The sequence below is a fragment of the Parviterribacter kavangonensis genome (assembly GCF_056863335.1).
Genome location: NZ_JBXPJA010000001.1, coordinates 2,881,226 through 2,907,941 on the forward strand (window position 1 = coordinate 2,881,226; position 26,716 = coordinate 2,907,941).

Genomic DNA, 26,716 nt, shown 5'->3' on the forward strand with positions numbered 1-26,716 from the left:
TCGAGCGTAGAACGGGCGCTAAGGTGCCCGCCCGATGCCCGAACGCACCCCTGCCAAGCAGCGTGTCCGGCGCAGTGCCGCGTACGTGCTCGGCGTGACCGCCGACCTCTCCGCCGACGCCGCGCGCAAGCTGCGCTCCGCCGACGCGGGCGCCTCGCTGCAGGGCGACCGGTGGGTCGAGTGGTCGTTCTGCTTCGCCCGGATGGCGGACGGCGCGGGCCGCACGCTGGACTTCGGCGCGGACATCGGGTTCCTCTCGCTCGCCGCCGCCCAGCGCGGCCACGAGGTCGTCGCGTTCGACCGCCTGCCGAGCTCGCTCGACTACGACCACCCACGCGTCCGCCACGTGCAGGGCGACGTCCTCACCCACGACTTCGGCGGCGAGCGGTTCGACCAGATCGTCAACTGCTCGTCGGTCGAGCACGTCGGGCTCGGCGGCCGCTACGGCTCGAGCGACGCGCCCGACGGCGACCTCGACGCGATGCGGATCCTGCGCGGCCTGCTGACGCCGGGCGGCCGGATGATCCTCACGATCCCGGTCGGCCGCGACGCGGTCTTCGCACCCCAGCACCGGGTCTACGGGCCCCGGCGGCTGCCGCGCCTGATCGACGGCTACGAGGTCGTCGAGCAGCAGTTCTGGCGCAAGGACGGCGCGCTGTGGCGCCAGTGCGAGCGCGAGCAGGCGCTCGACACGGAGGGCTCGGCGTCGTTCTACTCGCTGGGTCTCTTCGTCCTCGGCGCCTGATGAGCCCGCGCCTCTCGATCATCACGCCCTCCTACAACCAGGGCGCGTTCATCGAGCGCACGATCCGCTCCGTCCTCGACCAGGACTACGGCGACGTCGAGTACCTCATCGCCGACGGCGGCTCCACCGACGAGTCCGTCGAGATCATCCGCCGGTACGAGGACCGCATCGCCTGGTGGGTGTCCGAGAAGGACGCGGGCCAGACCGACGCGCTGAACAAGGCGCTGCGCCGTGCGACGGGCGAGTACGTCGCCTACATCAACTCGGACGACTACTACCTGCCGGGCGCGTTCCGCCTCGCGGTCGACGCGCTGGACCGCACGGGCGCGCGGTGGGTCGTCGGGGCGTGCCGCTACGAGGGCGAGGCGGGCCGGACCACCGACGTCTGGCGGCCCGAGCTGCCGAACCGGCCGCGCTGGTGGTGGGCGCTCGACCCGTGGGGCGTCCCGCAGCCGTCGAGCTTCTGGCGCCGCGACGTCTTCGACGAGCTCGGTCCGTTCCGCGAGGACCTCCACTACGTCTTCGACACCGAGCACGGCCTCCGGCTGGCGTTCGCGGGGATCATGCCCGCGCTGATCGAGGAGGAGCTCGCGGTCCGCGACCTCCAGGAGGAAGCGAAGTCCGCGGGCAACGAGGAGAAGTGGGACGAGGAGCGCCGCCGGCTCGTCGAGATGTACGCGCCGCACCTGACCGCGGCCGAGCGCCGCCAGCAGCGCCTGCGCCAGGCGCTCATCAAGGGCCGGTTCTACGACTTCATGCGGGCGATCCACCCGGTGACCCGGAGGGCGCGGGCGGTCATCGGCCGATGAGGCCGGCCGCCTCGAGCCGCGTGCGCGCGGCCGGGGCGAGCGCGACGACGGTGCGCGGCTCGGTGATCGGGCCGGCGGGCCGGAACGGGACGAGCCGGCCGTCGACGCCGGTGTGAGGCAGGAGCCCCGCCTCGGCGAGGCGCGCGGCCAGCGCGCGGCTTGGCGGCGGCGTAACGGCGGGCGGATCGGCGAAACCGTCGAACACGATGACCTCGACCTGCTGATCGCCGAGCCCGGGATCGGGATCCGCGCCGGCGACGCGCCGGACGCTGCCGGGCGCGAGCGTCGCAAGGTGCTCCTCGAGGCTCGCGGCGAGGACCTCCTGCGGGGTCGGCGGAGAGCGGCGGACGCCGACGGCGGAGGCGGCAGCAGCGGCCGCTTCGCGGATTCGCTCGACCGCCGGAGGACGGGCCCGGTCCTCGTCGTCGTCGAGGGGCCGCTCCGGTGACGCGGGCAGCGGCTTCGAGAAGCCGTCGAGCGGGTCGAACGACCCGACGCCCGCGGCGGGGCCGGTCGACAGCGCGACGAAGCGGTCGAGCCCGTCGAGCACCGCGATCGCGACGTCGGCGACGCGCTCCGCGCTCAGGTCGGCGAGGTCCTCGTCGCCGTAGAGCGTGCGATGGCGGTCGAGCGCGACGACGGGATCGGGGTGCCGGACGAGCGAGGCCTGGAGCTTGTTGCCGTACCGGCCGTGCGGCAGCAGCTCCAACGTCGCGTCGGCGAACCCGGACGGCAGGAGCAGGTTCGAGCCGTGGACGCCCACCACGAGCTGGGTCGCGCGCAGCACGCCGATCCAGCGCCGCTCGTCCTCGGCGGTGGGCCGCTCGGCCCGCAGGTCCGAGACGGTCTCCGGCAGGCCGCCGCGCGGGCCGGGGCCGACCGCCGCGAAGCCCGCCTCGGGATGGCCCGCGCGGATGCGGTCGGCGAGCTCGGCGACGCGCGCGGCCTGGTCGGCCGCGTCGGTCCCCCAGCGCCGGTCCTCGCGGAGGCTCAGCGCGATCGTCGGTCGCCCGAGCGCCTCCGGCCGGGCGTCCGGAGCGATCCGGTCGAGGTCGTACGTCGACGGGTGCGGCTGGGGCGGGGCCGCGACGAGCGACACCTCGTCGAAGCGCCCCAGCTCCTCCTGGAGCTGCCCGTCGAGGTCCGTCAGCCAGTGCCACAGCCGGCCGAGCGGCTCATCGACGACCCAGCGCTCAGTGACCCCTTCGGGAACGAGCGGCTCCAGCGAGCGCGGGACGAGGACGACGGTGGCGGCGTCACCGGCGGTGTCCGCGACGCGGCCGGCGCTCAGCAGGCGAAGGAGCGCGTGGCCGTAGACGGGGTCGAGGCAGTGCAGCAGCACCGCTCGCCGCTCGGTCGCCCGGCGCTCCACGCGCAGCGCGACGGGCGCCACGTCGGGGTGGCGCCAGCCGTTGGCGAACGGATCAGCGAACCACCGGGCGCCCGCGGCGTCGAGCGTCTCGCCCGTGTCGAGGTCCAGCGTCGTCGGGTACGTGATCGCGTGCCCCGACGGCAGGTCCTGCACGAGCAGGTGCCCGCACGCCTGGCACCGCCCCTCGAGGGCGAACCGCCAGCCGGCCAGATGCAGGCGCACGGCGTCGAGCGCAGAGCCGTCGCGGGGGCAGCGACCCGCGGCCGGCGGGGCCGGGTGGAGCGTGGCGGCGGTCGGCAGCGGCGTGGTGAGCGGAAGCGGTCCGGACACGAGCGAAGAGGCGTCAGCGTTGCACGGAGGGCCGGGGAACCGCTCATATACTCGGCCCGATGGGCGGCCTTCCCATCGATCTGGCGACCGAGCTGCGCGACGCGCTCGGCCTGCGGCGGGCGATCGAGACCGGCACGTACCGCGGCGGCGGCGCGCGGCTGCTCGCCGGGCTGTTCCCCGCTGCGTTCAGCATCGAGCTGTCGGAGGAGCTGCACCGCGCGGCGACCGAGGAGCTCCGGGACGTCGGCAACGTCACCCTCGTGCAGGGCGACTCGCGGACCGAGCTGCCCCGCCTCGTCGACCCGGCCGTGCCGACGCTGTACTTCCTCGACGGGCACTGGAGCGGCGGCCCGACCGCCGGCGAGCAGGCCGAGTGCCCCGTGGGCGACGAGATCGCCGCGCTCGCGGGGGGCCACCCCTCGGACTGCGTGCTCATCGACGACGCGCGGCTGTTCTGCGCGCCGCCCCCGCCTCCGCACGACCCGGCGCAGTGGCCGGCGCTCGTCGAGGTGCTCGACGCGCTGCGCGCCGCCAAGCCAGGGCATCACTGCACCGTTCTCGCGGACCTGATCATCGCCGTGCCGGCCGAGGCGCGGGAGATCGTCGACCGCTTCGGCCAGCGCCTGCCCACTTCCGACGCTCCGGCGGCGGAGCCTCCGCGCACGGGCCTGCGGGCCCGGCTCGCACGGACCATCGCGCCGACGGCGTGACCGCGCCCGCACCGTTCGCCCTGCGGCCCGCGCCGGAGCGCGCGGGGACGTGCCCCTCGTGCGGCGACGCGCTCGACGTGCTGCGCGTGCACGTCGCCGGAGCGCATCCGGCGATCAGCGGACGGTGCAGCGGCTGCGGCCACCGGGTGGTCGCGGACCTGACGACCGGCAGCGCGGTGGATCTCGCGACGGGCGAGGCGACCGGTCCGCGGGCGCGGTCGCTGACCGCCGCATGGGAGCACGGCGACGCCGACCCGGTGGCCGTGACGGTCGACGTCCGCCGGCCGGCCGGCGACGCGGTCCTCGTGCCCTGCCTGCACGCGCGCTCCGCCGACGACGTCAGGCGCGCGCTCGACGGCGCCGGTGGTCGCGAGCGGCTGGTCGCGCTGGTCCCCGCCGCGTTCGCCGGCGCGGTCCCGGAGGACGTCGCGGAGGTCTGGAGCGCCGACGTCACGCCGGAGCGCGCCAGCGGCTGGCTGCTCGCGCTCGACGACCGCACCGCTCGGGAGCTCGACCGTCTCGAGCGCTGCACGCTGGCCCCCACGCCCGTCCCCGCCGGCGACGACGTCCGCACCGACGCGCCGCCGCCTCCCGCGCCGCCCCGCCCGCTACCCCACCGCGCGGTCTCGGTCGCCGTCGGCCTGACGCGCGAACGACTGCAGCGCCTGCGCGCGGAGCACCACGCGCGGCGCCGCCGTGAGCGCGCGGCGGCGATCGGCGCGCCGGCCGTGCTGGCCGACCGCAACGGGCATCGCTTCCAGCTGATCGACGAACCCGAGGTGCTCGCGTTCCTCGAGCTCGGCGGCGGCAGCGAGGAGGACGAGGTCGAGGTCGCGCGCGCGGTGCTGCGCCCCGGCGACGTCGCGTTCGACGTCGGCGGCCACATCGGCAAGTTCGCCGTCGCGATGGGCGCGAAGGTGCGGCCCGGCGGCGTCGTCCACACGTTCGAGCCGCTCCCGCGGTCGTTCGCGCGTCTGGAGGAGAACCTCGCCCTGAACGACCTCGCGGACGTCGTGACGACGCACGAGGCGGCCGTGTCCGACGCTCCCGGAGAGTCAGTGCTGACGCTCTACGGACCGGGCTACGAGTCGTGGTCGTCGCTCGTCCCGCGCTCGGTCGAGCGTCCCGACCTGTCGGTGCGTCCGGAGTCGACCGTCACCGTGCGCACGACGACCGTCGACGAGACCGCCGTCCATGCCGGCGTCGACCACGTCAACCTCCTGAAGATCGACGTCGAGGGCGCCGAGGCGCGCGTGCTGGCGGGCGCGGCGTCGCTGCTCGGCGCGGGCGCGGTCGACGTGCTGCTCGTCGAGCTGTCGGACCACACGCTCGGGCCGGCGGGCACGAGCGCGGTCGAGGTCGTCGGCGGCCTGGAGGAGCAGGGCTTCTGGCCGCTCCACGCCGAGGACGGGCGGCTCGTTCCGTTCCGCCCCGTCGGTCACCTGGACCGGCTGATCAACCTCGTGGCGGCCTCTGCGGCCGGGCGGGAGCGCCTGCGCGAAGCAGGCCTGCTGGCCTAGGGCCGGCGCTTGTAGATCCAGGTCCAGAGCTTCTGCAGCTGCCGCGTGCGCTTCGACGCCTCGGGCGTGTACGTGCGCAGCGGCGCCGGCAGCACCTGGATCCGCTTGTCCTCGAGCTCGATCCCGTTCCAGGGATGGTTCCGGCGCCCGGCGATCGCGAGCGTGCCGTCGAAGAGGTGCAGGATCGACGTCTCGTTCTCGCGGCCGGGACGGAGCTTCTCGATCGCGGTCTCGACCTCGCCGAGCTTGGACACCAGGTCGTCGCGGACGAAGATGCCGTTGCAGCCCGGGGCGGCGACGAGCGTGTAGCCCTTGCGCTCGCCGAGCTTCGTGAGCGAGAGCAGCGACGAGCCGTGCTTGACGCTCATGTGGCGCTCCTGCACGAACTCGATGTGCACCGGCATCGTCGGGTTGTCCTCGATGACCACCACCTTCGGCCGGTACTCCGTGAGGCTGTCCCACACGTGGTAGTCGTTGCCGTCGATGTCGATCGACAGCATGTCGAGGTCCTTCGGGGCGTCGGTCGACGCGAGGATCCCGTCGAGGTCGTTCGGCGGGGAGAACTCGACGAAGCGGTTGATGCAGGTCACGCCCTCGAACGGCTGCATGTTGCGCTTGAGGTCCTCGACCTTCGCCGGGTCGGCCTCGATCATCACGGCGCTCCAGCCGTGGTTCTTGATCAGGTTGTAGGTGTTGCTGAGGTGCGTGCCGTCCCACGCGCCGAACTCCACCCCCCAGCCGCGCTCGATCCCGAGCAGCGAGAAGATGCGCTCGAGGATCCCGTCCTCGCCGTTCTGCGAGAACACGTTGCGGGCGTGGGAGCTGAGGTCGGTCGCCGCTGCGGGCGTGTCGGTGGGGCCCATGGGGCGGGCATGATAGGCGGGGCCCGCTGAGGCCCCTACTACCCTGCCCGCCGAGTCGTCTTGGCCGCGATCACGCCCACCGACGTCGCGACGCCCGCCGTCGCCGGCAGCCCCGAACCCGTCGTCATCACCCCACCGACCCGGTGGGGCAGCCTCGGCGTGCGCGAGGTCTGGGAGTACCGCGAGCTCCTGTACTTCCTCGTCCGCCGCGATGTCCTCGTGCGGTACCGCCAGAGCCTGCTCGGCGTCATCTGGGTGGTTGCCCAGCCGCTCGCGCTCGCCGCGATCTTCTCGATCTTCTTCGGGCGCCTGGCCAAGATCCCGTCCGAGGGCGTGCCGTATCCGCTCTTCGCCTTCGCGGCGCTCGTGCCGTGGATGTTCGTCTCAATGGGCGTGACGACCGCGGCGCAGAGCCTCGTCGGCGACGCGAACCTGCTCGCGAAGGTCTACTTCCCGCGGCTCGCGCTGCCGCTGGCCAAGCTCGGCGCGCTGCTCGTCGACATGACCATCGCGCTGATGGTCGTGTTCATCCTCATGGCGCTGTACGGCGTCGCGCCCACGTGGCACGTCATCTCGCTGCCGTTCTTCCTGCTCGTCGGCGTTCTGGTCGCGTTCGGCGCGGGCACGTTCTTCGCCGCGGCGAACGTGAAGTACCGCGACGTCGTCGTCGCCGTGCCGCTGCTCGTGCAGGTCTGGCTGTTCGCGACGCCGGTCGTGTACCCCGGCACGCTCGTCACGGGCGCCTGGCAGTACATCTACGCGCTCAACCCGATGGTGACCGTCGTCGGCGGCGTGCGGTGGGCGCTGCTCGACACGACGCCGCCGACGTGGGCCGGGATCGCGATCTCGTCGGCAATCGCGATCGCCGGGGTGCTCGCCGCACTCGCCTACTTCCGCCGCACCCAGCACTTCTTCGCGGACCTGGTGTGAGATGAGCACGGACCTCGCCGTCGTCACCGAAGGGGTGGGCAAGCGCTACCTGCTCGGCCAGATGCAGTCCGGCTACTCGCTGTTGAGCGAGGTCGTGACGGAGCGGGTCAAGCGCGCCGGCCGGCGCGAGCGGCGTCCGGCGCGCGAGGAGTTCTGGGCGCTGCGCGACGTCGGCTTCGAGATCCCGCGCGGCGAGACCTTCGGCATCATCGGGCACAACGGCGCGGGCAAGAGCACGCTGCTGAAGATCCTCTCGCGCGTCACGCCGCCGACCGAGGGCCGCATCGAGCTGCACGGCCGCGTCGGCGCCCTGCTCGAGGTCGGCACCGGGTTCCATGCCGAGCTCACGGGCCGCGAGAACGTGTTCCTCAACGGCGCGATCCTCGGCATGGCCCGGCAGGAGATCGAGCGCAAGTTCGACGAGATCGTCGAGTTCGCCGAGGTCGAGCAGTTCATCGACACGCCCGTCAAGCGCTACTCGAGCGGCATGTACCTGCGGCTGGCGTTCTCGGTCGCCGCGCACCTCGAGCCGGAGATCCTCATCGTCGACGAGGTGCTCTCCGTCGGCGACCTGAAGTTCCAGCAGAAGTGCCTCGGGCGCATGGAGGAGGTCGCGACGGAGGGGCGGACGGTCCTCTTCGTGAGCCACAACCTCACCGCGGTCCGCAGCCTCTGCCCGCGGTCGATGATGCTGTCCGGCGGGCGCAAGGTGATCGAGGGCCCGACCTCGGACGTCATCAGCCACTACGTCCAGGCGGTCACCGAGCGGACCGGGGTCAGCCTCGCGGACCGGACCGACCGCCAGGGCAACCAGCGGCTGCGCTTCACCGCCATCGGGCTCGCCCGCGGCGACGAGGTCGTCGACATGCCGCTCACGGGCGAGCCGCTCGAGGTCGTCCTGCGCTACGAGACCGAGCGCGAGGACACGTTCATCGCCCCGCGCTTCATCGTGAACTTCGCGAGCATCACCGGCGAGCGGATGCTCCACATGGAGAGCGACGTCGCCGGCGCGGTCATCGAGAGCGTGCCGGCCGAGGGCGAGATCCGCTGCCTGATCCCCAAGCTCCCGCTGCCGCCGGGCCGCTACACGGTCAACATCTCTGCCGGTCGCGGCGACGAGCTGCTCGACCTCGTCACCGCCGCGCTCGTCGTCACCGTCGGCGAGGGTGACTTCTACGGCAGCGGCCGGCGACCGTCGGCGGGCCACGCGGCCGTGCTGATCGAGCACGCGTGGAGCGTCAGCGAGGATCGCGGCGGCCCCGCGCCGTCGCCGCTGCCCACGGCGTCCGCCTGAGCGCTCAGGCGTCGCGGACGAAGCGGTAGAGCCCGGCGCTCCACTCGGCGTCCGCCAGATCGTCCGGCGTCGCCTCGGCACGGAAGCGGCCGTCGTCGCCGACGGCGGCGAACGCGTCGAGCCGCAGCCCGCGCGCCATCGCCGGCACCTCACGCGGGTCGTGGACGCGGTGCGCGTTGAAGTTCGTGCGGGCGCGCCCGACCGGCAGGCCCAGCAGCAGCATCCCGCCGCGGGCGACGACGCGCGCCAGCTCGGCGATGGCCCGGCGCGTCCCGTCGGGGTCGAGCGGGTCGCCGTAGCGGCCGAGGCCGACGTGCTCGACGACGTGCAGGCACGACACCGACGCGAGCGACGCGTCCTCGAACGGCAGGTCGAGCAGCGACCCGGCGACGGAGTCGAGCCCCGGCACCTCGGCGTCCAGCGGCCGGATGTCGACGAACGTCACGTTCGTGAACGCGGCGATGCCCGCGACGAACGAGACGCGCGAGCCGACGTCGACGTGACGGTCGGGTCGCGCGCGGAAGATCTCGCGCGCCGCCCAGGCGTCCTGGTGCAGGTAGTGGGGGTCGTACGGCGTCGTCGGCAGCCAGTCGGCGAGCTGCGGGTCGTCGTCGTAGCGCCGCAGCCGCTCCGCGCCGGGCAGCGCCGCGTAGGCGCGGCGGTCGGCGGCCCAGCGGCGCATCAGCCGCAGACGCGCGAACAGGCCGGGAGGGGGCAGGAGCACATCGCGGTAGTGGCGCAGCGTCATGCGCGCCATCGCGGCACCGGCGTAGATCCGAGGCCACCCCAGCGCCCGCGACAGCCGCCGCACAACGCTCACGCGAAGTACTGGGAGCCGTGCTCGCGGTAGAAGGCGAAGGTCTCCTCGAGGCCCTCGCGCAGGCCGACCCGCGGCTCCCAGCCGGTGATCTCGGTCAGCCGTGCGTGGTCGACGTAGATCGAGCCGATGTCGATCTTCTCGCGCTCCGGCGGCCACGGCACCGTCTCGACGGTCCCGCCCTCGCCGGCGATCTCCTGGCAGAGGCGCGCGACGTCGAGCAGCGAGACCGGCTCCTGCCCGCCGACGTTGTACGCCTTGCCGAACGCCTCGGGCGTCAGCGCGACGCGCAGGAACGCGTCGACCGCGTCGGACGCGTACGTGAAGTCGCGCAGCTGCGCGCCGTCACCGAAGACCTTGAGCCCCTGTCCCTCAAGCGCAAGCTTGATGAACACGGTGATGAAGCCCTGGCGCCCGTGCTTCATGAGCAGGTGCGGGCCGTACGTGTTCGTCAGGCGCAGCGACGTCGCGGGGATGCCGTAGACGTCGTGGTAGAGCAGGTGGTAGTGCTCGCCGGCGATGAGGTTGATGCCGTTGACGTCGACCGGGACGAGCGGGTGGTCCTCGGTGACCGGCACGAACTGGGGACGGCCGTACTGCTGGCGCGACGCGGCGAAGACGACGACCGCCTCCGGGTTCACCCGGCGGCACGCCTCGAGCAGCGAGAGCTGGGCCTTGCAGTTGATGTCGAGGTCGGTCTGCGGGTCCTCCATCGAATCGATGTGGCTGACCTGACCGGCGAGGTTGAAGATGAAGTCCTGGTCGCGGACGAGCGCGCGGATCGACCACGGGTCGCGGATGTCCGAGATGTTGATCCGCACGCGATCCTCGATCTCGCGGACGTTGAAGAGGTTGCCGCCGTACTCGGGGATGAGCGAGTCGACGATCGTGACGTGCGCGCCGAGGTCGACGAGCGTCTTCGCGAGGTGCGAGCCGAGGAAGCCCAGGCCGCCCGTGACGAGCGCGCGCGAGCCGGCGTAGCGGCTGAGATCAGGTGCGGCCATCGCGCGGCGATGCTAGCGGCGAGGTACCGTCGCCGCTCATGCCGGCCATCGTCGACGCGGCCATCGGCCATGCCAAGCACACGTACCGCCGCCTGCGCTGGCGGACGAAGGCGCAGAACGTCCAGCGCTACGGCGCGTCGCCGCGCGAGCACCTGCCGTACGTCCTCACGAGCCTCGAGCTCGAGAACTTCACCTACGACCTCGCCAACGAGGACGAGCTGGCCCGCTGGTGCGCCGAGCTGCTCGGCGCCGAGCCGGGGCGCTGCGCCGAGCTGCTCCTCGAGGGCCGGTCGAACCCGGACATCCACGAGGCGCTGCGGCGCCACGGCCTGAAGATGCCGCTCGGGCGCAGGCTCGGCTGGTACGTCGTGGTGCGCGTCCTGAAGCCGCAACGCGTGGTCGAGACCGGGATCCACGACGGCCTGGGCTCCCTCACGCTGCTGTCCGCGCTGGAGCGCAACGCCGCCGAGGGCGCGGACGGCGACCTCGTGTCGTTCGACCCGGTCGAGCGCAGCGGCTGGCTCGTCGGCAGCCATCCGCGCTGGACGCCGCGCCTGATCGGCGCCGAGGACGGCCTCGCCGAGACCCTGGCGGAGCGGCCGACGCAGCTCTTCATCCACGACAGCCTCCACACGTACGAGCACGAGCGCATGGAGCTGGAGCTCGCGGCCGACGGCATGACGGAGGGGATCCTGCTCAGCGACAACAGCCACGCGACGACCGCGCTGAAGGACCTGTGCGACGAGCGCGGCCTGCGGTACTCGTTCTTCGCCGAGCGGCCGCGCGATCACTTCTACCCCGGCGCCGGCATCGGCGCGGCGGTGCTGCGCGACAGCTAGCGACGGGGCTCGAGGAGCCAGCCGTCGTGATCGCCGATCCGCAGCGCCTGCGCGTCGTGCGTCGGGCGCCACAGCGCCTCGAACGCCTCGCGGGTGCGGATCCATCCCGCCCGTGACGAGCGGCGGTTGCGCAGGCGCCCGCGCAGCTCGACGGCAGCGCGGCGCAGGTCGATGATCTCCGTCGCCACGACCAGCACCGTCGCGTTCGCGAAGCCGCGCATCACCGTGCGCCACTGCTTGTTCGTCAGCTCGGTGTCGATGCGGTGGAACAGGTGCAGGTCGGCGGGCTGCGGCGGGTCGGCGAGGAGGTCGTGGCGGAGCACCTCGGCCTCGGGGAACAGCCCGGCGAGGCGCTCGACCGTCGCCGGGGCGTAGTCGGTGACGACCAGCTCGATCGACGGCGCGATCCGGTGCAGCCACTGCTCCGGGAGGGCCGACCCGACGCCGTAGGACGCCAGCCGCTTGACGCCGCGCTGCTCGGCGATGCCGGCGATGACGCGAGCGCGTTCGCCGATCTCGGGCCGGTCGTCGGCCGCCTTCTCCCACGCCTCGCGCGTCGCCGGCAGCGAGAACGGCCCCTCCGTTCCGGTCCGCAGCGCGTCCCACGCGTCGGGTCGGACGAGGTCGTCGCCGACGAGGGACCGGTCGGCCCCGAAGTCGAAGTAATGCGGGATGGTCAGGCGCAGATGCGACACCGTAGTGAACGGCGGCGCTAACCTCGCAGTGGGTCGGATCCGCCCGTCACCGCAACTCGCGGACGGTCGTTCCGTTGTGACCCATCGGACCATGCCGACTTCCCAGCGCAGCCTTGCGGTGGTGCCCGCGTGGAACGAGGTCGCCACGCTCGGTGGCGTCATCGACGCGCTGCACCGCCATGCCCCCGACTTCGACGTGCTCGTCATCGACGACGGGTCCACCGACACGACCTCGCAGGTGGCCCGCGAGCACGGCGCCCGCGTCGTCCGGCATCCGTACAACCTCGGCATCGGGGGCGCGGTCCAGTCGGGGTTCCAGTTCGCGCTGGAGAACGACTACGACTTCATGGTCCAGGTCGACGGCGACGGGCAGCACGACGCGCGCGAGCTGCCGAAGCTCGTCGAGGTCATGGAGGCCGACCCCTCGGTGGACGTGGTCTGCGGGTCGCGGTTCCTCTCCAGCGACTTCCGGTACCCGGCGCCCATCAGCCGCCGCACCGGCATCCACATCTTCGCGTTCGTGCTCAGCCGGCTCGTCGACGGCCGCGTCAGCGATCCGACGTCGGGCTTCCGGCTGTACAACCGCCGGGCGATCCGGCTCTTCGCCCGCGACTACCCGCACGACTACCCCGAGGTCGAGGCGGTGCTGATGCTGCACCACCACCGGCTGCGCATGCGCGAGGTGCCGGTGCAGATGATGGAGCGCGGCGGCGGCCAGTCGTCGCTGAAGGGCTCGGGCAAGTCGGCGTACTACATGATCAAGGTGCTGCTGGCCCTCTTCGTGGGCCTGGCCCGCCGCCGCCCCGTGCCCGAGCCCGGCGGCCCCGGTCCCGTCGCCGCGACGAGGAGCATCTAGGTGGACGTCCGGATCCAGCTCATCGCGGTCATCGCCGCCGGCGGTTTGCTGCTCGTCGTGCTCGAGCTCGTCCGCCGCCGCTCGCTGCTGGAGCGCTACGCGATCGTCTGGCTCGCGGCCGCGGTCTTCCTCCTCGTCCTCGCCGCGTGGCGCGGGCTGCTGCAGAAGGTCGCCGACGCGCTTGGCATCGCCTACGCCCCGAACGCGCTCTTCTTCCTCGCGTTCGCGGCGATCCTCGTCCTGCTGCTGCACTTCTCGGTCGCGGTGTCCCGCCTCGCGGACCAGTCGAAGATCCTCGCCCAGCGCCTCGCGCTGATGGACGAGCGGCTGCGCAACGTCGAAGACGACGGGGCGGCCGCCGACGCGGCCGTCGCGGACACGAACGACGTCGCCGCGTCCTCGCCCGCGCGCGTCGGTTCCAGCCGCCGTTAGGCGGGCCGGCCCGGCCTCAGCAGCGCTCGACGCGGGCGGCGGTGATCTGCGCGCCGCTCGTCCGGCCGCCGATGTCGACGGGCGTGACGGGCTTCGCGGTGCCGCGCACGGCGCCGGTGCGGCCGCAGGCCGACAGCGTCACCTCCTGCGGCTCGGTGCCGCCCACGTCGTAGCTCCTCCCGCCACTCAGGACGAACGTCGCGGAGATCGCCTGCCCCTGAGCGGGGGGCGCGACATCGAGCGTCACGCGATGGCCGCCGGCGAGGCGCAGCGGCGTCTCGCGCGTGAGCTGGCCGTCGACGTCGAGGCCGATCGCCGCCCAGCGCAGCTTCGGCTTCTCGGAGATCCGCTGCAGCGCGATGAAGCCGTCGCGCGCCGTCGCGACCGTCTCGCCCTCGAGCTGCCACAGCGGCGACGCCGGCGGCCCGGCGCCGTACGGCGCGGGCGTCGAGTCCTTGGCGACGAGGTCGTCGCCGACGTCGAACCCCCGGATCCGCATGCGCGCGACCGGGAACCCCGGCGTCGGCAGCGCAGCCGGGACGAACCCGTAGACCGTCGTGACCTTGTTGTTCCAGAACACCGTGTCGCGCTGGCCGCCCTCGCGGAACGGCATCGTGAAGTTGTCGAGCAGCGTCACGCGCGCGTCCGAGGGCAGCGCGCGGTCGATCCAGCCGAGGTCGGCGAACTTCAGGTCCGAGTTGACGGTGCCGCCGACGCCGTCGAGGTCGTTGTGCAGCGACGCGAACGCCATGCCGGTGACGGCCAGCTGCAGGACGATCGCGGGGACGAGCAGCAGGCGCCGGACCGCGCCGCCGCGCCACCACAGCACGAGCGCCACGACGATGAGCACCGCGCCGATGGCCATCAGCACGTCCGCCGTCTGGGCGACGCCGTCGAGACCGATCCACCGCGAGAACGTCGAAGCCAGCCGCGGCAGCTCCCACGCCTGGATCAGGCTCACGGGGCCGAGGTACGCCTGCTCGCCAACGAGGGACGCCGGTGTCGGAACCAAGGCGAAGACCGCGAGGAAGCCGAGCCCCACGGCAACGACGTCCCGGCGCCGGAGGTCCGCGCGCTCGATCGCCGCCAGCGCGCCGATCCACACCAGGGGCACCGCGTAGATGTAGTACCGCTCCTCCGACGACCCGCCGAGCCACCCGCCCTGCGCCCACAGCGTCCCGGCGAAGATGGCGGCGATCGTCATGAACGCGACGAGCGCGACGCGCCGCTCGTCCGGCCGCGCGACGTCGCCGAGCGCCCGCAGCACCCACGCCACGAACAGCACGGCCGGGACGACGCCCACGCCGACGGCGAGCATCTCGACCTCCCACAGCCCGGCGAGGCCGAACTGGCCGGTGACGCTGCCGCGGTCAGTGATCCCGTAGTACGGCCCGGCGAGCGTCTTCAGGCCGCCCGTCACCGCGCCCGCCACCACGGCGAGCGCCACGATCCCAAGAGCCAGCAGCGTGATCGGATGCCGCCGGCGCACGCGGCGCAGCGCGTCGCGCCAGCCGCGACGGCCGTCGCGCAGCTCGCACGACACGACCAGCAGCACCCAGCCGGGCAGCAGGACGAGGAACTGGACGCGCACCAGCACCAAGAGGCCGAGCAGGACGAACAGCGGCAGCTCACGCCGCACGGACGGCGCCTCCAGCGCCCGCACCATCAGCAGCACCGCGACCGCGAAGCCGAGGTACGCGAGGCTCTCGGAGAAGAGGACGGTCGACAGCGTCAGCCACGGGACGGCGACGGACAGCAGGCCGGCCGCGACCGCAGTCCACGGCGAGCGCACGACCCGACGGGCGACGAGAGCGACGGGGAACGCCGTGGCGGCGAAGAGGAACGCGTTCCAAGCGCGTGCGATGCGCACCGCGACGTCGCCGGTCCACAGCTCGAAGATCGGGGCGATGCTCAGCGAGTACAGGCGGGCGGCGCCGCGCGAGACGTCCTCGGCGAAGACCGACCGCGGGAAGCCCTCGAAGTGCTGGACCGCGGCGTACTTGTAGACGTTCTCGTCGAGGCCGACCGCCGTGACGTGGATCCCGGTCCACGCCGAGAACAGCGCGACGAGCAGGGCTCCGGCCGCGAGGACGAGGAACGGCGCCCGCTCGCCGCCGAGCGACGGGACGCGCGGCGCGACCCGCGGCCTCGTCAGCTGCACGTCATCGCGCCCGGCGCAGCCCGAGGATGCTGAGCAGGAACGAGGAGAAGAACACCTGCACGCCGACGATGATGAGCGTCGCCGCTCCCACCATCAGGCGCTCCTCGGAGAGCTCTCCGAAGCCGCGGTCGACCCAGGTGATGAAGATCGCCGCGGCGATGACGACGCCGACCAGGGTGATCGCCCCGCCGACCATCAGCCCGTGCTCCAGCCGGAAGCGGGCCCGCATGCGGTCGAACCAGGGGTCCTTGTCGCCGAGGAAGTACGTGCCGTACGCGTGGGCGCAGAGGCCGAGGCACAGGACCTGCGTGCCGACGATCATCGCCAGCGCCGCCGCGACCATCGCGTGCAGCTGCCACTCGCGCCCGAAGACCTCGATGCCCGTCAGCGAGACGATCGCCACCAGCGCACCCAGGACGGCCAGCACGAGGCCGGGGACGATGAACAGATGCGTCGGTGAGTGGACGAGCAGGAACCGCAGGTGGCGCCAGCCGTCGCGGAAGCTCGACAGCTTCGACTCGCCGCCGCGCGGGTGGTACTCGATCGGGAACTGCCGGATGTCCAGCCCTTCCTTCGCCGCGCGGATGACCATCTCGGAGGCGAACTCCATGCCGGTCGTGCGCAGGTCGAGGATCGGCAGCACGTCGCGGCGCACCGCCCGCATGCCGCAGTGGGCGTCCTTGACGCCGGTGCGGAAGAAGAGGTTCAGCGTGCCGGTGAGCACCGGGTTGCCGACGTAGCGGTGCAGCCAAGGCATCGCGCCCGGGTGGATGTTGTCCATCCGGTCCCCGATGACCATCTCGGCGCCGTCCTCGAGCTGCTCGACGAAGCGCGGGATGTCGCCGAAGTCGTACGTGAGGTCGGCGTCCGCCATGACGAGGTAGCGGCCGCGGGCGGCGGAGAAGCCGGCGAGGTAGGCGCTGCCGTAGCCGCGGCGCGGCTCGTGCACGACGCGGGCGCCGGCGGCGCGCGCCAGCTCGGCGCTGCGGTCCTCCGACGCGTTGTCGGCGACGACGACCTCGCCGTCGATCCCCGCCCGCTCCATCGCGGTGAGCGCCGAGCGCACGCAGCGCTCGATGTTGTCCTCCTCGTTGAGGCACGGGATCACGACCGAGACCAGCGGCTCGGTCGCGGCCGCCGCGGGAGACGGCGACAACGGATGGGCATGCGTCGCGCTCATCGTCGAAGAGAACGCACGCGACGTCCGGAAGTCGCGCGCGAGGGTCCGGACGAGGGTAGCCGAACCCCCCTCTGGCTACCCTCGGGTGCCAGTTCCGATGAGCGACCGATTCGACACCCTCGTCGTCGGCGCGGGCTACGCGGGGTCGATCATGGCCGAGCGGCTCGCGTCCGAGCTCGGCCAGCGCGTGCTGGTCGTCGACCGGCGCGACCACATCGGCGGCAACGCCTACGACTACGTCGACGAGCACGGCGTGCTGGTCCATCGGTACGGGCCGCACATCTTCCACACGAACGCCGACGTCGTCGTCGAGTACCTCTCGCAGTTCACCGAGTGGCACCCGTACGAGCACCGCGTGCTGGCGCGGGTCGACGACAAGCTCGTCCCGATGCCGATCAACCGGACGACGATCAACGAGCTCTACGGCCTCGACCTGCAGACCGACGAGGACGTCGAGGCGTTCTACGCCGAGCGGCGCGAGCCGGTCGAGCTCATGAAGACGTCCGAGGACGCCGTCGTCGCGAAGGTCGGCCGCGACCTCTACGAGAAGTTCTTCCGCGGCTACACGCGCAAGCAGTGGGAGCGCGACCCGTCCGAGCTGCACGCCTCGGTCTGCGCGCGCATCCCGATCCGCACGAACACGGACGACCGCTACTTCGGCGACAAGTTCCAGAAGATGCCGCGCGACGGCTACACGGCGATGTTCCGGCGGATCCTCGACCACCCCAACATCGAGGTCCGCACGTCGACCGAGTTCGACGACGTGCGCGACGAGGTCGACTACGACCACCTCGTCTACACGGGGCCGATCGACGGCTTCTTCGGCGAGCGCTTCGGCAAGCTGCCCTACCGCTCGCTCGAGTTCGAGCTGCGCACCGAGGCGACGCCCGGCGGCGGCTACGTCCAACCGGTCGGCACGGTGAACGAGCCCGACTTCGACGTGCCCTTCACGCGCACCACCGAGTACCGGCACCTCACCGGCCAGGTGCTCGAGCACTCGACGCTGCACCTCGAGTACCCGCGGTCGGAGGGCGACCCCTACTACCCGATCCCGAACGCGGAGACCCAGGCGCTCTACAAGCAGTACGCGGCGCTCGCCGACGAGCTGACGGACGTGACGTTCGTCGGGCGCCTGGCGCGCTACCAGTACCTCAACATGGACCAGGTCGTCGGCCAGGCGCTCGCGACGTTCGAGAAGCTGCGCGACCGGCTGGCCGCCGCCGCTTGATGGCCGCCGCCGAGCCGTTCGTCACGGCCGTCGTCGTGACGTTCAATCGCAAGGAGCTGCTGCGCGAGGCGCTCGCCGCACTCGCCGCCCAGGAGCGTCCCGTCGACCGCGTGCTCGTCATCGACAACGCGAGCACGGACGGCACCCCCGAGCAGGTCCGCGCGGAGAACCCGGACGTCGACCTCGTCACGCTCGAGCACAACGGGGGCGGCGCCGGCGGCTTCCACGAGGGCATGAAGATCGCCCACCGCGACGGCGCGGACTGGATCTGGCTGATGGACGACGACACGCTCCCGCGTCCGGATGCGCTGAAGGAGCTGCTGGCGGCGCGCGATCGGACCGACCGCAAGCCGTTCCTGCTCTACAGCAAGGCGGTCTGGGAGGACGGGTCGCTGCACCCGATGAACTACCCCGGCTTCGAGCGCCACCGGCCCGAGCTGATGGTCACCGGCGCCGAGCGCAAGCTGCTGCCGCTGCGCACCGCGACGTTCGTGTCGCTGCTCGTCAGCCGCGAGGCGATCGACCGGTACGGCCTGCCGCTCGCGCGGTACTTCATCTGGTCCGACGACATCGAGTACAGCGCGCGGATCATGCGCCGCGAGGCCGGCTACTTCGTGCCGCAGAGCGTCGTGCTGCACAAGACGAAGCAGGCGTACACGGCGATCTCGACGTCCGGCGACCGCTTCTACTTCCACATCCGCAACACGCTCTACATGCTGCGCGGGAGCGCGTGGACGCTGAAGGAGAAGCCGTCGCTCGTGTTCATCCTCTTCACGAGCTCGCTCGCCTACCTGAAGTTCAACCGCTTCCGCTGGAAGAACGTCGCGGTGATCCTGCGCGGGCTGCGCGACGGCGTGAAGCCGGGCGCGCCGGTCCCGGGTCGTCCCTAGCGGACGACCATCGTGTAGGCGTTCCAGAGCTTCTCGGTGGGCGTCCAGCCCGGCCCGGTCAGCAGCGCCTTCGCACGATCGCCGCGGGGCGTGTCCCAGCCGTCGGCGCTGCGCACCGCGAGGCTCTGCGGCACGAGGTAGCCGACGTCGTCCCAGCTGCGCAGGATGCGCGCGGTCCACTCGAGGACGTCGTAGGGAGCGTGCAGACCGGCGCGCGGGCCGCCGAAGCGCTCGACGGCGCGACGGGCGACGAGGACGGAGCCGGGACGCGCCGCGCGGATCTGCAGGACCCCGTGCTCGGCGGCCGCGACGGCGGCGTCCTTCTCGAACATCTCGGGGTTCGGCAGCGAGTCGCGGTGGATCGCGCCGGACGCGTCGACGACCTTCCCGGTGAGGATCAGCGGAGCCGGGAGGTCGCCGGCCTCGAGCACCGCCCGGAACGCGCCGAGCGCGCCCGTGTCGGGCGTCGTCGCCGCGTCGATGAGCCACAGCCAGCCGCTGTCGGTGCGCATCGCCGCCTCGATCGCGTCGGACAGCGCCGGCGCGCGCACGACCTCGTCGACGTCGGCGAGCCATGCAGCCCGCCCGGAATCGTCGGCCCCGGCGGGCCATGAGGCGCCCCCTGACTCGTCGGCCCCCCGCGGAGTCTCTCGGTCGCTCGTGAGGACGGCGGTGACGCGCATGCGGCGGTTGAGGCTAGCGGCGCTGCTATCACCTCCCGCGCGATGCCCGACCTGCAGCACCTCCGCTACGAGCTGCGCTTCTTCCGGCGCTGGCGGTTCCGCCCGCCGCCGCCGGCGACCGCGCTGCAGAGCTACTGGCACATGCTCGACGTCATCGACGAGCAGCGACTGCACGAGCGCGGAGACTTCGTGGAGATCGGCGTCTTCCTGGGCGGCGGCACGTATCAGTTCGCCAAGCTGCTGGCCAAGCGCGCGCCCGAACGCCGCGTCTACGCGATCGACGTCTTCGACCCCGACTTCGACGCCACGGCCGCGTCCGACTCGCGCGAGATGCGCGCGATCTACTCCGAGTTCCTGGCCGGCCGCGACCAGCGCACGACGTACGACGCGGTCGCGGGCAAGCTGCCGAACGTCGTGACGATCGCCGGCGACTCCGCGCAGATCGACGTGCCGAGCGAGCGGATCGGGTTCGCCCACATCGACGGCAACCACTCCGCCGCGTACGTCCGCAGCGACTTCGAGCTGCTGTGGCCGAAGGTCGCGCCCGGCGGCGTCATCGCCTTCGACGACTACGGCCACGACCTCCCCGAGGTCCAGGACACCGTCGACGCCCTCCGCGAGGAGCACGCCGCCGAGATCGGCCGCTTCTGGACCGGCGGCCCGAAGACGGCGTTCCTGCAGCGTTCGCTACCTTCGGCGCGATGAGCACTGCGTCCGCCTCGCTCCCGACTCGCCTGCGCGACTTCGCGCGGCAGCCGGCGATGCGGCGGGCGCGTGCGGCCGCTCTTCCCGCCTTCCGGGCGACGTACGCGACGCCGCGGCCGGTCGTCCCGGTTCGCGAGGACCTGCCGTTCCTGCTGAACCGCCGCGGGCTGCTCGGCGCCGGCGCGGAGATCGGCGTCAAGACGGGCTGGTTCTCCGAGGTCCTGCTCGACCGCTGGAAGGGCCGGCACCTCATCTCGATCGACCCGTGGACGACCGACGCGCCGGACAACTACGTCGACGTCGCGAACGTCGAGCAGGGCCAGCACGAGGCGTTCCTCGACGAGACGCGGCAGCGGCTGAAGCGCTTCGGCGACCGCAGCACGATCTGGCGCGACACCTCGACGGACGCCGCGCCGAAGGTGCCGCATCACAGCCTCGACTTCGTCTACATCGACGCGCGGCACGACTACGAGTCGGTGCTCGAGGACCTCGACGCGTGGGCCGACAAGGTCCGGCCCGGCGGCGTCATCGCCGGCCACGACTACGTCGACGGGATGTTCCCCGAGGGCGACTTCGGCGTGAAGCGCGCGGTCGACGAGTTCTTCGGCAAGCGCGACACGCGCGTCAACGCGACCTTCGGCGACCCGCCGTGGGTCAGCTGGTGGGTGCTCGTCCCCAAGCGCTGAGCGCGTCGAGTCGCCCGCCGAACGAGAACGCCTCGAAGACCTCCACCGGGATCCTCCGGAACACCAGAAGCCCGCCGAGGTAGGCGAGGCCCGCGACGGTGACCTGCACCAGCGCGGGCACCGGCAGCAGGATCGCGCACGACGCCACGCCGGCGATGGCCAGCGCCGGCGGCACCGCGCGCCAGGGCAGGCGCACCGACGGCTTGGCCCGCAGCAGCATCGCCGTCATGCCCACGGCGAGGATGACTTCGGCGATGACCGCGGCGAGCGCGGCGCCGCTGCCGCCCATCGACGGCGCCAGCGCGAGCACCCCGGCAAGCGACGTCGCGAGCGCCACCGCGTTCGCGATCAGCACGCTCGTGTAGCGGCGCATGCCCAGCAGCGCGAACGCCGCGGCGACCGCCAGCCAGGAGAAGACGATCCCCGGGGCGAGCGCGCGCAGGATCGGGATCGCGAGTTCCCCCTTGCTTCCCGCGACGACGTCCACGGCGACGGGCGCCCCGATCTCGAACAGCACGACGACCCCGAGCCCGATCAGCAGCGCGACCTCGATGACGCGCCCCACCGAGTACCCGAACCGGACGTCGTCCTCGTCCGAGGCCGCCCGCGTGATGACCGGGAAGGCGGCGCTGAGCACCAAGCCGGGCAGGGCGCCCGCGACGTCGGAGATCCGCACCGCGGTGGCGAAGTAGCCGGTCTCCAGCCTCGTCTCGATGAGCGACAGCACGATGAGCGCGAGCCGGTAGTAGACGGCGGTGATCGCCGCCGCCGCCGCGAACGGCAGCGTGTCCTTCATGAGCGCCCACCACGCGCGCCGGTTGAAGCGCGGCTTCAGCGGGATCTGGCCGCGCACGAGGCGCGTCGTGATCGTCAGCGAGAGGAGGCTCACGGGGATGCCGACGGCGATGAACGCCAGCACGCCGGCGTCGAGCACGATGAGCGCCACGATGAGCGCCACCGTCAGGACCTGGGAGGTCACGTCGATGGCGGTCGTGGCCGTGAAGCGCAGGTTCGCGGTCAGCGGCGTCGAGAAGACGTGCTGGCCGGCGGCGATGAACAGCGACGCGCCGGCGATGAGCGTGCCGATCACTATCGTCTGCCCGTAGCCGGCGACGACCGCGAACAGGAACGCGCCGAGCACGGCGATGCTCATCAGCAGCAGCCGCAGGCCGACGAGGTAGCTCATCGTCCGGTCGCGGTCCTCGCCGCGGCGCGCGACGTACTCGCGCTGCGCGATCGTCAGCAGCCCCGCGTCGACGATCCCGCCCGCGATCGCGACGATCGAGCCGATGAGGACGTAGCGGCCGAAGTCCTCGATGCCCAAGTGCCGGACGAGCAGGGGCGCCGAGACGAACGCCAGCAGCACCCCGATCCCGTGCGCGGAGGCGCGCAGCGCCCCACCGCGGATGGTCGCCGGCCCGGCCTCCCGCGTGTCGAGGATGTCGCCGGCCCGCGCCTCGCTCGAGTCGGGCGACGTCGCCCCGCTCATCGCCGCGCCGCCGCAAGCTCCGCGTAGACGGCGTCCATCTCGGCCACGTGGTCGGGCAGCGACTTCACGAGCTCGTCGCGGTGCTCGAGGATCCACGCGTTGCGCTCCGGGATCTCCTCGCGGTGGCGGACGATGTGGGCCATCCGCTCGGCGAGGCCGGCGCCCGTGAGGTCGCGGTTCAGCCAGCCGGTCTCGCCGTCGCGGCAGTAGTCGGTGATGCCGCCGACCGCGTTTCCCAGCACGGGGACGCCCTTGGCGAGCAGCTCGACGCCGACGTAGCCGTACGCCTCCTCCCAGATCGACGGGACGATGCCGACGTGGAAGCGGTCGAGCAGCTCCTCCATGTGCTCGGGCCCGTAGAACCACTCGTACTCGACCGCGGGATCGGCGTCGATCGTCGGCTTGATGAGCGGGTCGAGGAAGCCCTTGACGGTCAGGCGGTAGTCGGCCTCCGTGAGGCCGTGCTCGCTCCGCAGCAGCCGGATCGCCTCCTCCACGACGTTCGACCCCTTCTGCGGCGAGGCGCAGCCGGCGAGCGTCACGAACTGGACGGGGCCGTCGACCCGCTCGATCCGACGCGGGCGCAGCTTGGCGATGTGGTCGAGCGTGAGGTGCAGGACGCGGACACGCTCGGGATCGACGTCGAGCTCCGTGTAGATCTCGCCGACCCGCGTCGACATCGCGATGAGCAGATCGGCGTGGTTGAGGTTCGCGACGTTGCCGTCGCGGCGGGCGTCGTACTCGGCCGGCGAGGCGGCGTTCGACGTGCGCTCCTCGACGGGCGCGGGCGGCGCGGCGCCGTTGCCGTCGTCCTCGCCGCGCCCGCGCAGGCGCCGGTAGGCGGCGGTGGCGCCGTGCTCGATCTGCCGCGCGACCTTGACCGCGCCCTCGGGGCGCGGGACGCGCTTGAGGCCCGGGACGTGCTCGATCACCCACGCCTGGTCGTGCAGCGTCGACTGGCCGATGAGCTCCGCGTTGGCGAACGGCGCGTCCCGGCAGCACACCGCGCACATCTCCCCGGGTTGCCTGCGCAGGCAGATGTTCCCCTCGGCGTCGTGCAGCTTCAGCGTCGGGCACAGCGGCTGGTAGTCCTCGAGCGTCATGAGGATCGGCACCCCGCGCTCGCGGGCGATCCGGAAGATCGCGGTGGGAACGCCGAGCAGCTCCTGCACGTGGACGACGTCGGGGCGGAACCGCTCGAGCGTCTCGGCGAAGAGGCGCTCGGTCTCCGGCTCGGACACCTCGAGGTGCGGCGCGACCGTGCCCTTGTCGCCGCCGAGCGGGATCGGCGTGTTGAGCACCTCGAAGACCTGCACGCCGCGGCGCTTCCACCGGCGCAGCCGGGTGCGGCCGCCGAACGGGTACGCGCGGCCGACGCAGAACCACCCGACTTGGTGGCCGCGCGCGACCTGCGCATCCATGAGGTCCTCGGCGTAGGCGATCAGCCCGCCCCACCGCAGCGGCCGGAACCCGAAGCCGACGTGCAGCACGTTCACGCGGACCGAGACTAGAGGCCGGACCCGACCGCGACTCGCCGCCGCGCGAAGAGCCGTCGCCGGCGGCCCCTCCTACGCTCCTTCGCCGTGATCTCGGTGATCATCCCCGTCAAGAACGGCGGCGACGACCTGCGCCGCTGCCTCGAGGGCATCGCCGCCCAGCGCACGGGCGACGAGGTCGAGGTCGTCGTCGTCGACTCCAGGTCGGCGGACGGCAGCGTCGAGCTCGCGCGGTCGTTCGGGGCGCTCGTGCACGAGATCCCGCCGGAGGAGTTCAACCACGGCTCGACGCGCAACCTCGGCGTCTCGCTGACCCGCGGCGACGTGCTCGTCTTCACGTCGCAGGACGCGCACGCCGAGCACGACGACTGGCTCGCACGGCTCGTCGCGCCGCTGGGGAACCCGAAGGTCGCCGGCACGTACGGCCGTCAGGTCGCCCACGAGGACGCGTCGCCGTCCGAGCAGTTCTTCCTCGACTTCCTCTACGGCCCCGCGTCGCGGGTCCAGCGGGCGAACGGGCCGAAGATCGGGCCGCAGGACACGCTGTTCTCGAACGTCAACGCCGCCATCCGCCGCGACGTGTTCGACCGCTTCAACTTCGTCGATGACATCGTGATGAGCGAGGACCAGGAGTGGTCGGCGCGCGTCATCAAGGATGGCTACGCGCTGCACTACGTCGCCGAGGCGGTCGTCCGCCACTCTCATCCGTACACGCTGCGCCAGGCGTTCGACCGGTTCTACGCGAGCGGCCTCTCGGCGCGGCAGTCGTACCTCGTCGAGGCGTCGGTGCTCGACCTCGCCAAGCTGCACCTCGCCTATCCCGTCCGCGAGATCGCGTGGCTGGTGCGGACGGGGCAGCTGCGGTGGATCCCGCGCGCGATCGCCTACCAGGCGGTGAAGGCTGCCGGGCTGCTGCTCGGCGTCGCGAGGTCGTACCGGTCATGAGCAGCGTCTGCGCCTTCGTGCTCACGCGGAACCGCAAGGTCCTGCTGGCCGAGTGCCTGCGCGGCCTGCTCGCCCAGACCCACCCGGTCGAGCGGATCATCGTGCTCGACAACGCGTCCGACGACGGCACCCGCGGCCACCTCGAGGCCGAGGGACTGCTCGACCGGGTGCAGTACGAGCGGCGCGAGGTGAACACCGGCGGCGCGGGCGGCTTCCACGAGGGCGTCCGGCTCGCGCAGGAGGCGGGGCTCGACTGGATCTGGCTGATGGACGACGACGCCGAGCCCAAGCCGGACGCGCTCGAGAAGCTGCTCGCCGCGCCGGTCGGCGACCACGTCGCGGGGCTCGGGTCCGCCGTCGTGCACCCCGACGGCTCGATCGACCTCCAGCACCGCTGCTCGATCGGCCGCTTCATCGTCCCGCTGCCCGAGTCGGCCTACGAGCCCGGCCGCCACGTGCGCGTCGCCTGCGCGTCGTTCGTCGGCCTGCTCATGCGCACGAGCGCCTCGAAGCGCGCCGGCCTGCCGGTCGCGGAGTTCTTCATCGGGTACGACGACGCGGAGTACTCGCTGCGCCTCGGCGAGGTGCGCCTGGTGCCCGAGTCGCAGATCGTCCACAAGGTCCCGATCGGCGGCACGACCGGCACCGCCCGGTCGCGGCTGATCAACCGCGCCTTCGGCCTCACGTACGCCCCGACGCCGTGGTCCGCCTACTGGCGCGACCTCTACCGGGTCCGCAACTTCATGTGGCTCAAGCACCACCACGGCCACGTCGGCCGCGGCGAGTTCGGCCTGCTCGTCGCCGGCTACGCGGGGAAGTCGCTCCTCTACGACCCCCAGCCGTGGAAGCGGATCCCGCTGCTCGTGAAGTTCGCCCGCAAGGGCCGCCGCGGAGACTGGTCCGCGCCCTCGCCCGAGGACTGGGCCCGCGCTCACGCCGCCTGACGCACCTCTCCGCGGACGTCGTCGCACCGATATCTTCGCCCGCGAGATGCACGGACGCCTTCTCGCCCTCGCCGCGCTGCTCGCGCTCGCCCTTCCCTCTTCGGTCGCCGCGAAGCCGCCGCGCTACGCCGCGAAGGCCTCGGTCACGGACGGACGAGTCACCTTCTCCTTCGCCGACCGCCGCGCGTCCCGCGTGCGGTTCTCGGTCTGCGTCGCCAAGCGGTGCGTCCAGGGCCGCACCGGGCGGAAGGGAGCGGTGAAGGAGGTCTCGCTGGCGCTGCCGGCCGGGTCGTACGTCGGGCTCGTCAAGGTCCGCCGCAAGACCGTCAAGCGCGTCCGCTTCACGGTGCCGCCCGCGCCGGTCGAGCAGCTGCCCGGCCCGACGCTCGCGCCGCTGCCGCCGCTGGTCGGCTCGGCGCAGACAACGGGCTGCCAGAGCGGCCTGACGTGGCGGATCGGCTACCGCATGTACCGCGCCGACGACGCGGGTGGAACGACGACGGCCGAGAAGCGCCGGGCGGTGCAGGACGCTCAGCAGGTCTGGGCCGACCGCGTCGGCGACCTCAGCCTCTGCGCCGCACGCGTCGACATCGACGTCTACGACATGGGCGACACGGTCGCGAGAGCGGGCCAGTTCCAGGACGACCCCTCCGATCTGCGCGGCCGCGGCGACTACGACGTGCTCTTCGACCTCGTCCCGCAGGTCGCGAACCCCGGCTACGTCGAGAAGACGAACGGCTACGAGGCGGTGTTCCTCGACGTCGCCGACAACCCCGGCCTGCCGAGCCAGGACGTCCACCTCCACGCCTGGCTGCACAGCGTCGAGCTCTTCTACGTCAACGTCGACTTCCCCGGCGCCGGCGTCCACGGCTACAACGGGTCGGTCCCCGGCTACAGCAACGCCGACACGAACGCCTACTACCGCGACTTCCTCCGCGGCGCGCTGCCCAAGGCGAACACGCCGGGCACGTGCCTCGGGATGCTGCCGGCGACGTGGGCCAAGTACGGGACGCCGCGCCACGTGGTGCCGAGCAGCGAGTTCGACACGGGCCATCCCTGTCCATAGCTGGGCGAGCGGGGTGGGAGCCACGGG

26 protein-coding genes are annotated in these 26,716 nt (G+C 72.4%); 16 read left to right on the forward strand and 10 right to left on the reverse strand.

All coding sequences use genetic code 11. The annotated features are described in order from the left end of the window. Window positions 1–34: 34 nt before the first annotated feature. The gene (locus AC1UE4_RS14545; protein ID WP_482917949.1) at window positions 35–745 is read left to right on the forward strand and encodes a class I SAM-dependent methyltransferase; all 711 of its coding nucleotides are present in this window, start codon (window positions 35–37) and stop codon (window positions 743–745) included. Continuing rightward, window positions 745–1,554: a glycosyltransferase family 2 protein gene (locus tag AC1UE4_RS14550; RefSeq protein WP_482917950.1), complete on the forward strand. Its 810-nt coding sequence runs from the start codon at window positions 745–747 to the stop codon at window positions 1,552–1,554. Before AC1UE4_RS14545 ends, AC1UE4_RS14550 begins: the two co-directional genes overlap by 1 nt. Here AC1UE4_RS14550 and AC1UE4_RS14555 read toward each other — a convergent pair. Next, window positions 1,541–3,256 carry a hypothetical protein gene (locus tag AC1UE4_RS14555; protein ID WP_482917951.1) on the reverse strand — a complete coding sequence of 572 codons (1,716 nt, stop codon included), beginning with the start codon at window positions 3,254–3,256 and terminating at the stop codon, window positions 1,541–1,543. The two genes, AC1UE4_RS14550 and AC1UE4_RS14555, sit on opposite strands and share 14 nt — an antisense overlap. 59 nt (window positions 3,257–3,315) lie before the next feature. Here AC1UE4_RS14555 and AC1UE4_RS14560 point away from each other — a divergent pair, with 59 nt between their 5' ends. After that, complete coding sequence (locus AC1UE4_RS14560; protein ID WP_482917952.1) at window positions 3,316–3,966, forward strand: class I SAM-dependent methyltransferase; 651 nt, start codon at window positions 3,316–3,318, stop codon at window positions 3,964–3,966. Then, window positions 3,963–5,486, forward strand: coding sequence for an FkbM family methyltransferase (locus tag AC1UE4_RS14565; RefSeq protein WP_482917953.1), 1,524 nt, complete (start codon window positions 3,963–3,965; stop codon window positions 5,484–5,486). Before AC1UE4_RS14560 ends, AC1UE4_RS14565 begins: the two co-directional genes overlap by 4 nt. Here AC1UE4_RS14565 and AC1UE4_RS14570 read toward each other — a convergent pair. Then, the gene (locus tag AC1UE4_RS14570; RefSeq protein WP_482917954.1) at window positions 5,483–6,349 is read right to left on the reverse strand and encodes a hypothetical protein; all 867 of its coding nucleotides are present in this window, start codon (window positions 6,347–6,349) and stop codon (window positions 5,483–5,485) included. The genes AC1UE4_RS14565 and AC1UE4_RS14570 overlap by 4 nt on opposite strands. A 60-nt stretch (window positions 6,350–6,409) precedes the next feature. On the opposite strand from AC1UE4_RS14570, the gene AC1UE4_RS14575 reads away from it, so the two are divergent. After that, window positions 6,410–7,279: an ABC transporter permease gene (locus AC1UE4_RS14575; protein ID WP_482917955.1), complete on the forward strand. Its 870-nt coding sequence runs from the start codon at window positions 6,410–6,412 to the stop codon at window positions 7,277–7,279. A 1-nt stretch (window position 7,280) separates the two neighbouring features. Further along, on the forward strand, window positions 7,281–8,573 hold the full coding sequence (locus AC1UE4_RS14580; protein WP_482917956.1) for an ABC transporter ATP-binding protein: 1,293 nt from the start codon (window positions 7,281–7,283) through the stop codon (window positions 8,571–8,573). 4 nt (window positions 8,574–8,577) lie between these two features. On the opposite strand, the gene AC1UE4_RS14585 is transcribed toward AC1UE4_RS14580, so the two are convergent. Both AC1UE4_RS14585 and AC1UE4_RS14590 read right to left on the reverse strand, forming a co-directional pair. Beyond that, window positions 8,578–9,321: a DUF268 domain-containing protein gene (locus tag AC1UE4_RS14585; protein ID WP_482917957.1), complete on the reverse strand. Its 744-nt coding sequence runs from the start codon at window positions 9,319–9,321 to the stop codon at window positions 8,578–8,580. Window positions 9,322–9,389: 68 nt separating this feature from the next. Further along, window positions 9,390–10,394, reverse strand: coding sequence for an NAD-dependent epimerase/dehydratase family protein (locus tag AC1UE4_RS14590; RefSeq protein WP_482917958.1), 1,005 nt, complete (start codon window positions 10,392–10,394; stop codon window positions 9,390–9,392). Between the two features lie 38 nt (window positions 10,395–10,432). Between AC1UE4_RS14590 and AC1UE4_RS14595 the strand changes: the two genes are divergently transcribed. Continuing rightward, window positions 10,433–11,233: a class I SAM-dependent methyltransferase gene (locus AC1UE4_RS14595; RefSeq protein WP_482917959.1), complete on the forward strand. Its 801-nt coding sequence runs from the start codon at window positions 10,433–10,435 to the stop codon at window positions 11,231–11,233. Here the strand turns inward: AC1UE4_RS14595 and AC1UE4_RS14600 are convergent. Continuing rightward, a complete protein-coding gene (locus AC1UE4_RS14600) occupies window positions 11,230–11,928 on the reverse strand; it encodes a hypothetical protein (RefSeq protein WP_482917960.1) in 699 nt (232 codons plus the stop codon). The genes AC1UE4_RS14595 and AC1UE4_RS14600 overlap by 4 nt on opposite strands. A gap of 91 nt (window positions 11,929–12,019) precedes the next feature. On the opposite strand from AC1UE4_RS14600, the gene AC1UE4_RS14605 reads away from it, so the two are divergent. Continuing rightward, a complete protein-coding gene (locus tag AC1UE4_RS14605; RefSeq protein ID WP_482917961.1) occupies window positions 12,020–12,784 on the forward strand; it encodes a glycosyltransferase family 2 protein in 765 nt (254 codons plus the stop codon). After that, entirely contained in the window at window positions 12,785–13,216 is a 432-nt protein-coding gene (locus tag AC1UE4_RS14610; protein ID WP_482917962.1) for a DUF2304 domain-containing protein, read from the forward strand. It begins immediately after the preceding gene. Window positions 13,217–13,232: 16 nt separating this feature from the next. Here the strand turns inward: AC1UE4_RS14610 and AC1UE4_RS14615 are convergent, their stop codons facing one another. Together AC1UE4_RS14615 and AC1UE4_RS14620 are read right to left on the reverse strand one after the other, a co-directional pair. Continuing rightward, window positions 13,233–15,377 carry a hypothetical protein gene (locus tag AC1UE4_RS14615; protein ID WP_482917963.1) on the reverse strand — a complete coding sequence of 715 codons (2,145 nt, stop codon included), beginning with the start codon at window positions 15,375–15,377 and terminating at the stop codon, window positions 13,233–13,235. 1 nt (window position 15,378) lies between these two features. Then, window positions 15,379–16,557: a glycosyltransferase family 2 protein gene (locus AC1UE4_RS14620; RefSeq protein WP_482917964.1), complete on the reverse strand. Its 1,179-nt coding sequence runs from the start codon at window positions 16,555–16,557 to the stop codon at window positions 15,379–15,381. A 97-nt stretch (window positions 16,558–16,654) separates the two neighbouring features. On the opposite strand from AC1UE4_RS14620, the gene glf reads away from it, so the two are divergent. Both glf and AC1UE4_RS14630 read left to right on the forward strand, forming a co-directional pair. After that, window positions 16,655–17,785 (forward strand): UDP-galactopyranose mutase, encoded by a 1,131-nt coding sequence (gene glf / locus AC1UE4_RS14625; RefSeq protein ID WP_482917965.1) that lies wholly within the window; start codon window positions 16,655–16,657, stop codon window positions 17,783–17,785. After that, complete coding sequence (locus AC1UE4_RS14630; RefSeq protein ID WP_482917966.1) at window positions 17,785–18,675, forward strand: glycosyltransferase; 891 nt, start codon at window positions 17,785–17,787, stop codon at window positions 18,673–18,675. The genes glf and AC1UE4_RS14630 overlap by 1 nt, the downstream gene beginning before the upstream one ends. On the opposite strand, the gene AC1UE4_RS14635 is transcribed toward AC1UE4_RS14630, so the two are convergent. Continuing rightward, window positions 18,672–19,358, reverse strand: a complete 687-nt coding sequence (locus tag AC1UE4_RS14635) for a hypothetical protein (protein ID WP_482917967.1) — start codon at window positions 19,356–19,358, stop codon at window positions 18,672–18,674. The two genes, AC1UE4_RS14630 and AC1UE4_RS14635, sit on opposite strands and share 4 nt — an antisense overlap. A gap of 42 nt (window positions 19,359–19,400) precedes the next feature. On the opposite strand from AC1UE4_RS14635, the gene AC1UE4_RS14640 reads away from it, so the two are divergent. After that, on the forward strand, window positions 19,401–20,063 hold the full coding sequence (locus AC1UE4_RS14640; RefSeq protein WP_482917968.1) for a class I SAM-dependent methyltransferase: 663 nt from the start codon (window positions 19,401–19,403) through the stop codon (window positions 20,061–20,063). Continuing rightward, window positions 20,060–20,749, forward strand: coding sequence for a class I SAM-dependent methyltransferase (locus tag AC1UE4_RS14645; protein ID WP_482917969.1), 690 nt, complete (start codon window positions 20,060–20,062; stop codon window positions 20,747–20,749). Before AC1UE4_RS14640 ends, AC1UE4_RS14645 begins: the two co-directional genes overlap by 4 nt. Here AC1UE4_RS14645 and AC1UE4_RS14650 read toward each other — a convergent pair. Both AC1UE4_RS14650 and AC1UE4_RS14655 read right to left on the reverse strand, forming a co-directional pair. Next, on the reverse strand, window positions 20,718–22,238 hold the full coding sequence (locus AC1UE4_RS14650) for an oligosaccharide flippase family protein (protein ID WP_482917970.1): 1,521 nt from the start codon (window positions 22,236–22,238) through the stop codon (window positions 20,718–20,720). The two genes, AC1UE4_RS14645 and AC1UE4_RS14650, sit on opposite strands and share 32 nt — an antisense overlap. After that, a complete protein-coding gene (locus AC1UE4_RS14655) occupies window positions 22,235–23,734 on the reverse strand; it encodes a glycosyltransferase (RefSeq protein ID WP_482917971.1) in 1,500 nt (499 codons plus the stop codon). Before AC1UE4_RS14655 ends, AC1UE4_RS14650 begins: the two co-directional genes overlap by 4 nt. 87 nt (window positions 23,735–23,821) lie before the next feature. Here AC1UE4_RS14655 and AC1UE4_RS14660 point away from each other — a divergent pair, with 87 nt between their 5' ends. The 3 genes from AC1UE4_RS14660 to AC1UE4_RS14670 are packed head-to-tail and all read left to right on the forward strand — an operon-like array spanning window position 23,822 to window position 26,689. After that, a complete protein-coding gene (locus tag AC1UE4_RS14660) occupies window positions 23,822–24,679 on the forward strand; it encodes a glycosyltransferase family 2 protein (RefSeq protein ID WP_482917972.1) in 858 nt (285 codons plus the stop codon). Further along, window positions 24,676–25,623: a glycosyltransferase family 2 protein gene (locus tag AC1UE4_RS14665; protein ID WP_482917973.1), complete on the forward strand. Its 948-nt coding sequence runs from the start codon at window positions 24,676–24,678 to the stop codon at window positions 25,621–25,623. The genes AC1UE4_RS14660 and AC1UE4_RS14665 overlap by 4 nt, the downstream gene beginning before the upstream one ends. 46 nt (window positions 25,624–25,669) lie before the next feature. Next, entirely contained in the window at window positions 25,670–26,689 is a 1,020-nt protein-coding gene (locus AC1UE4_RS14670) for a hypothetical protein (RefSeq protein WP_482917974.1), read from the forward strand. Window positions 26,690–26,716: the final 27 nt, after the last annotated feature.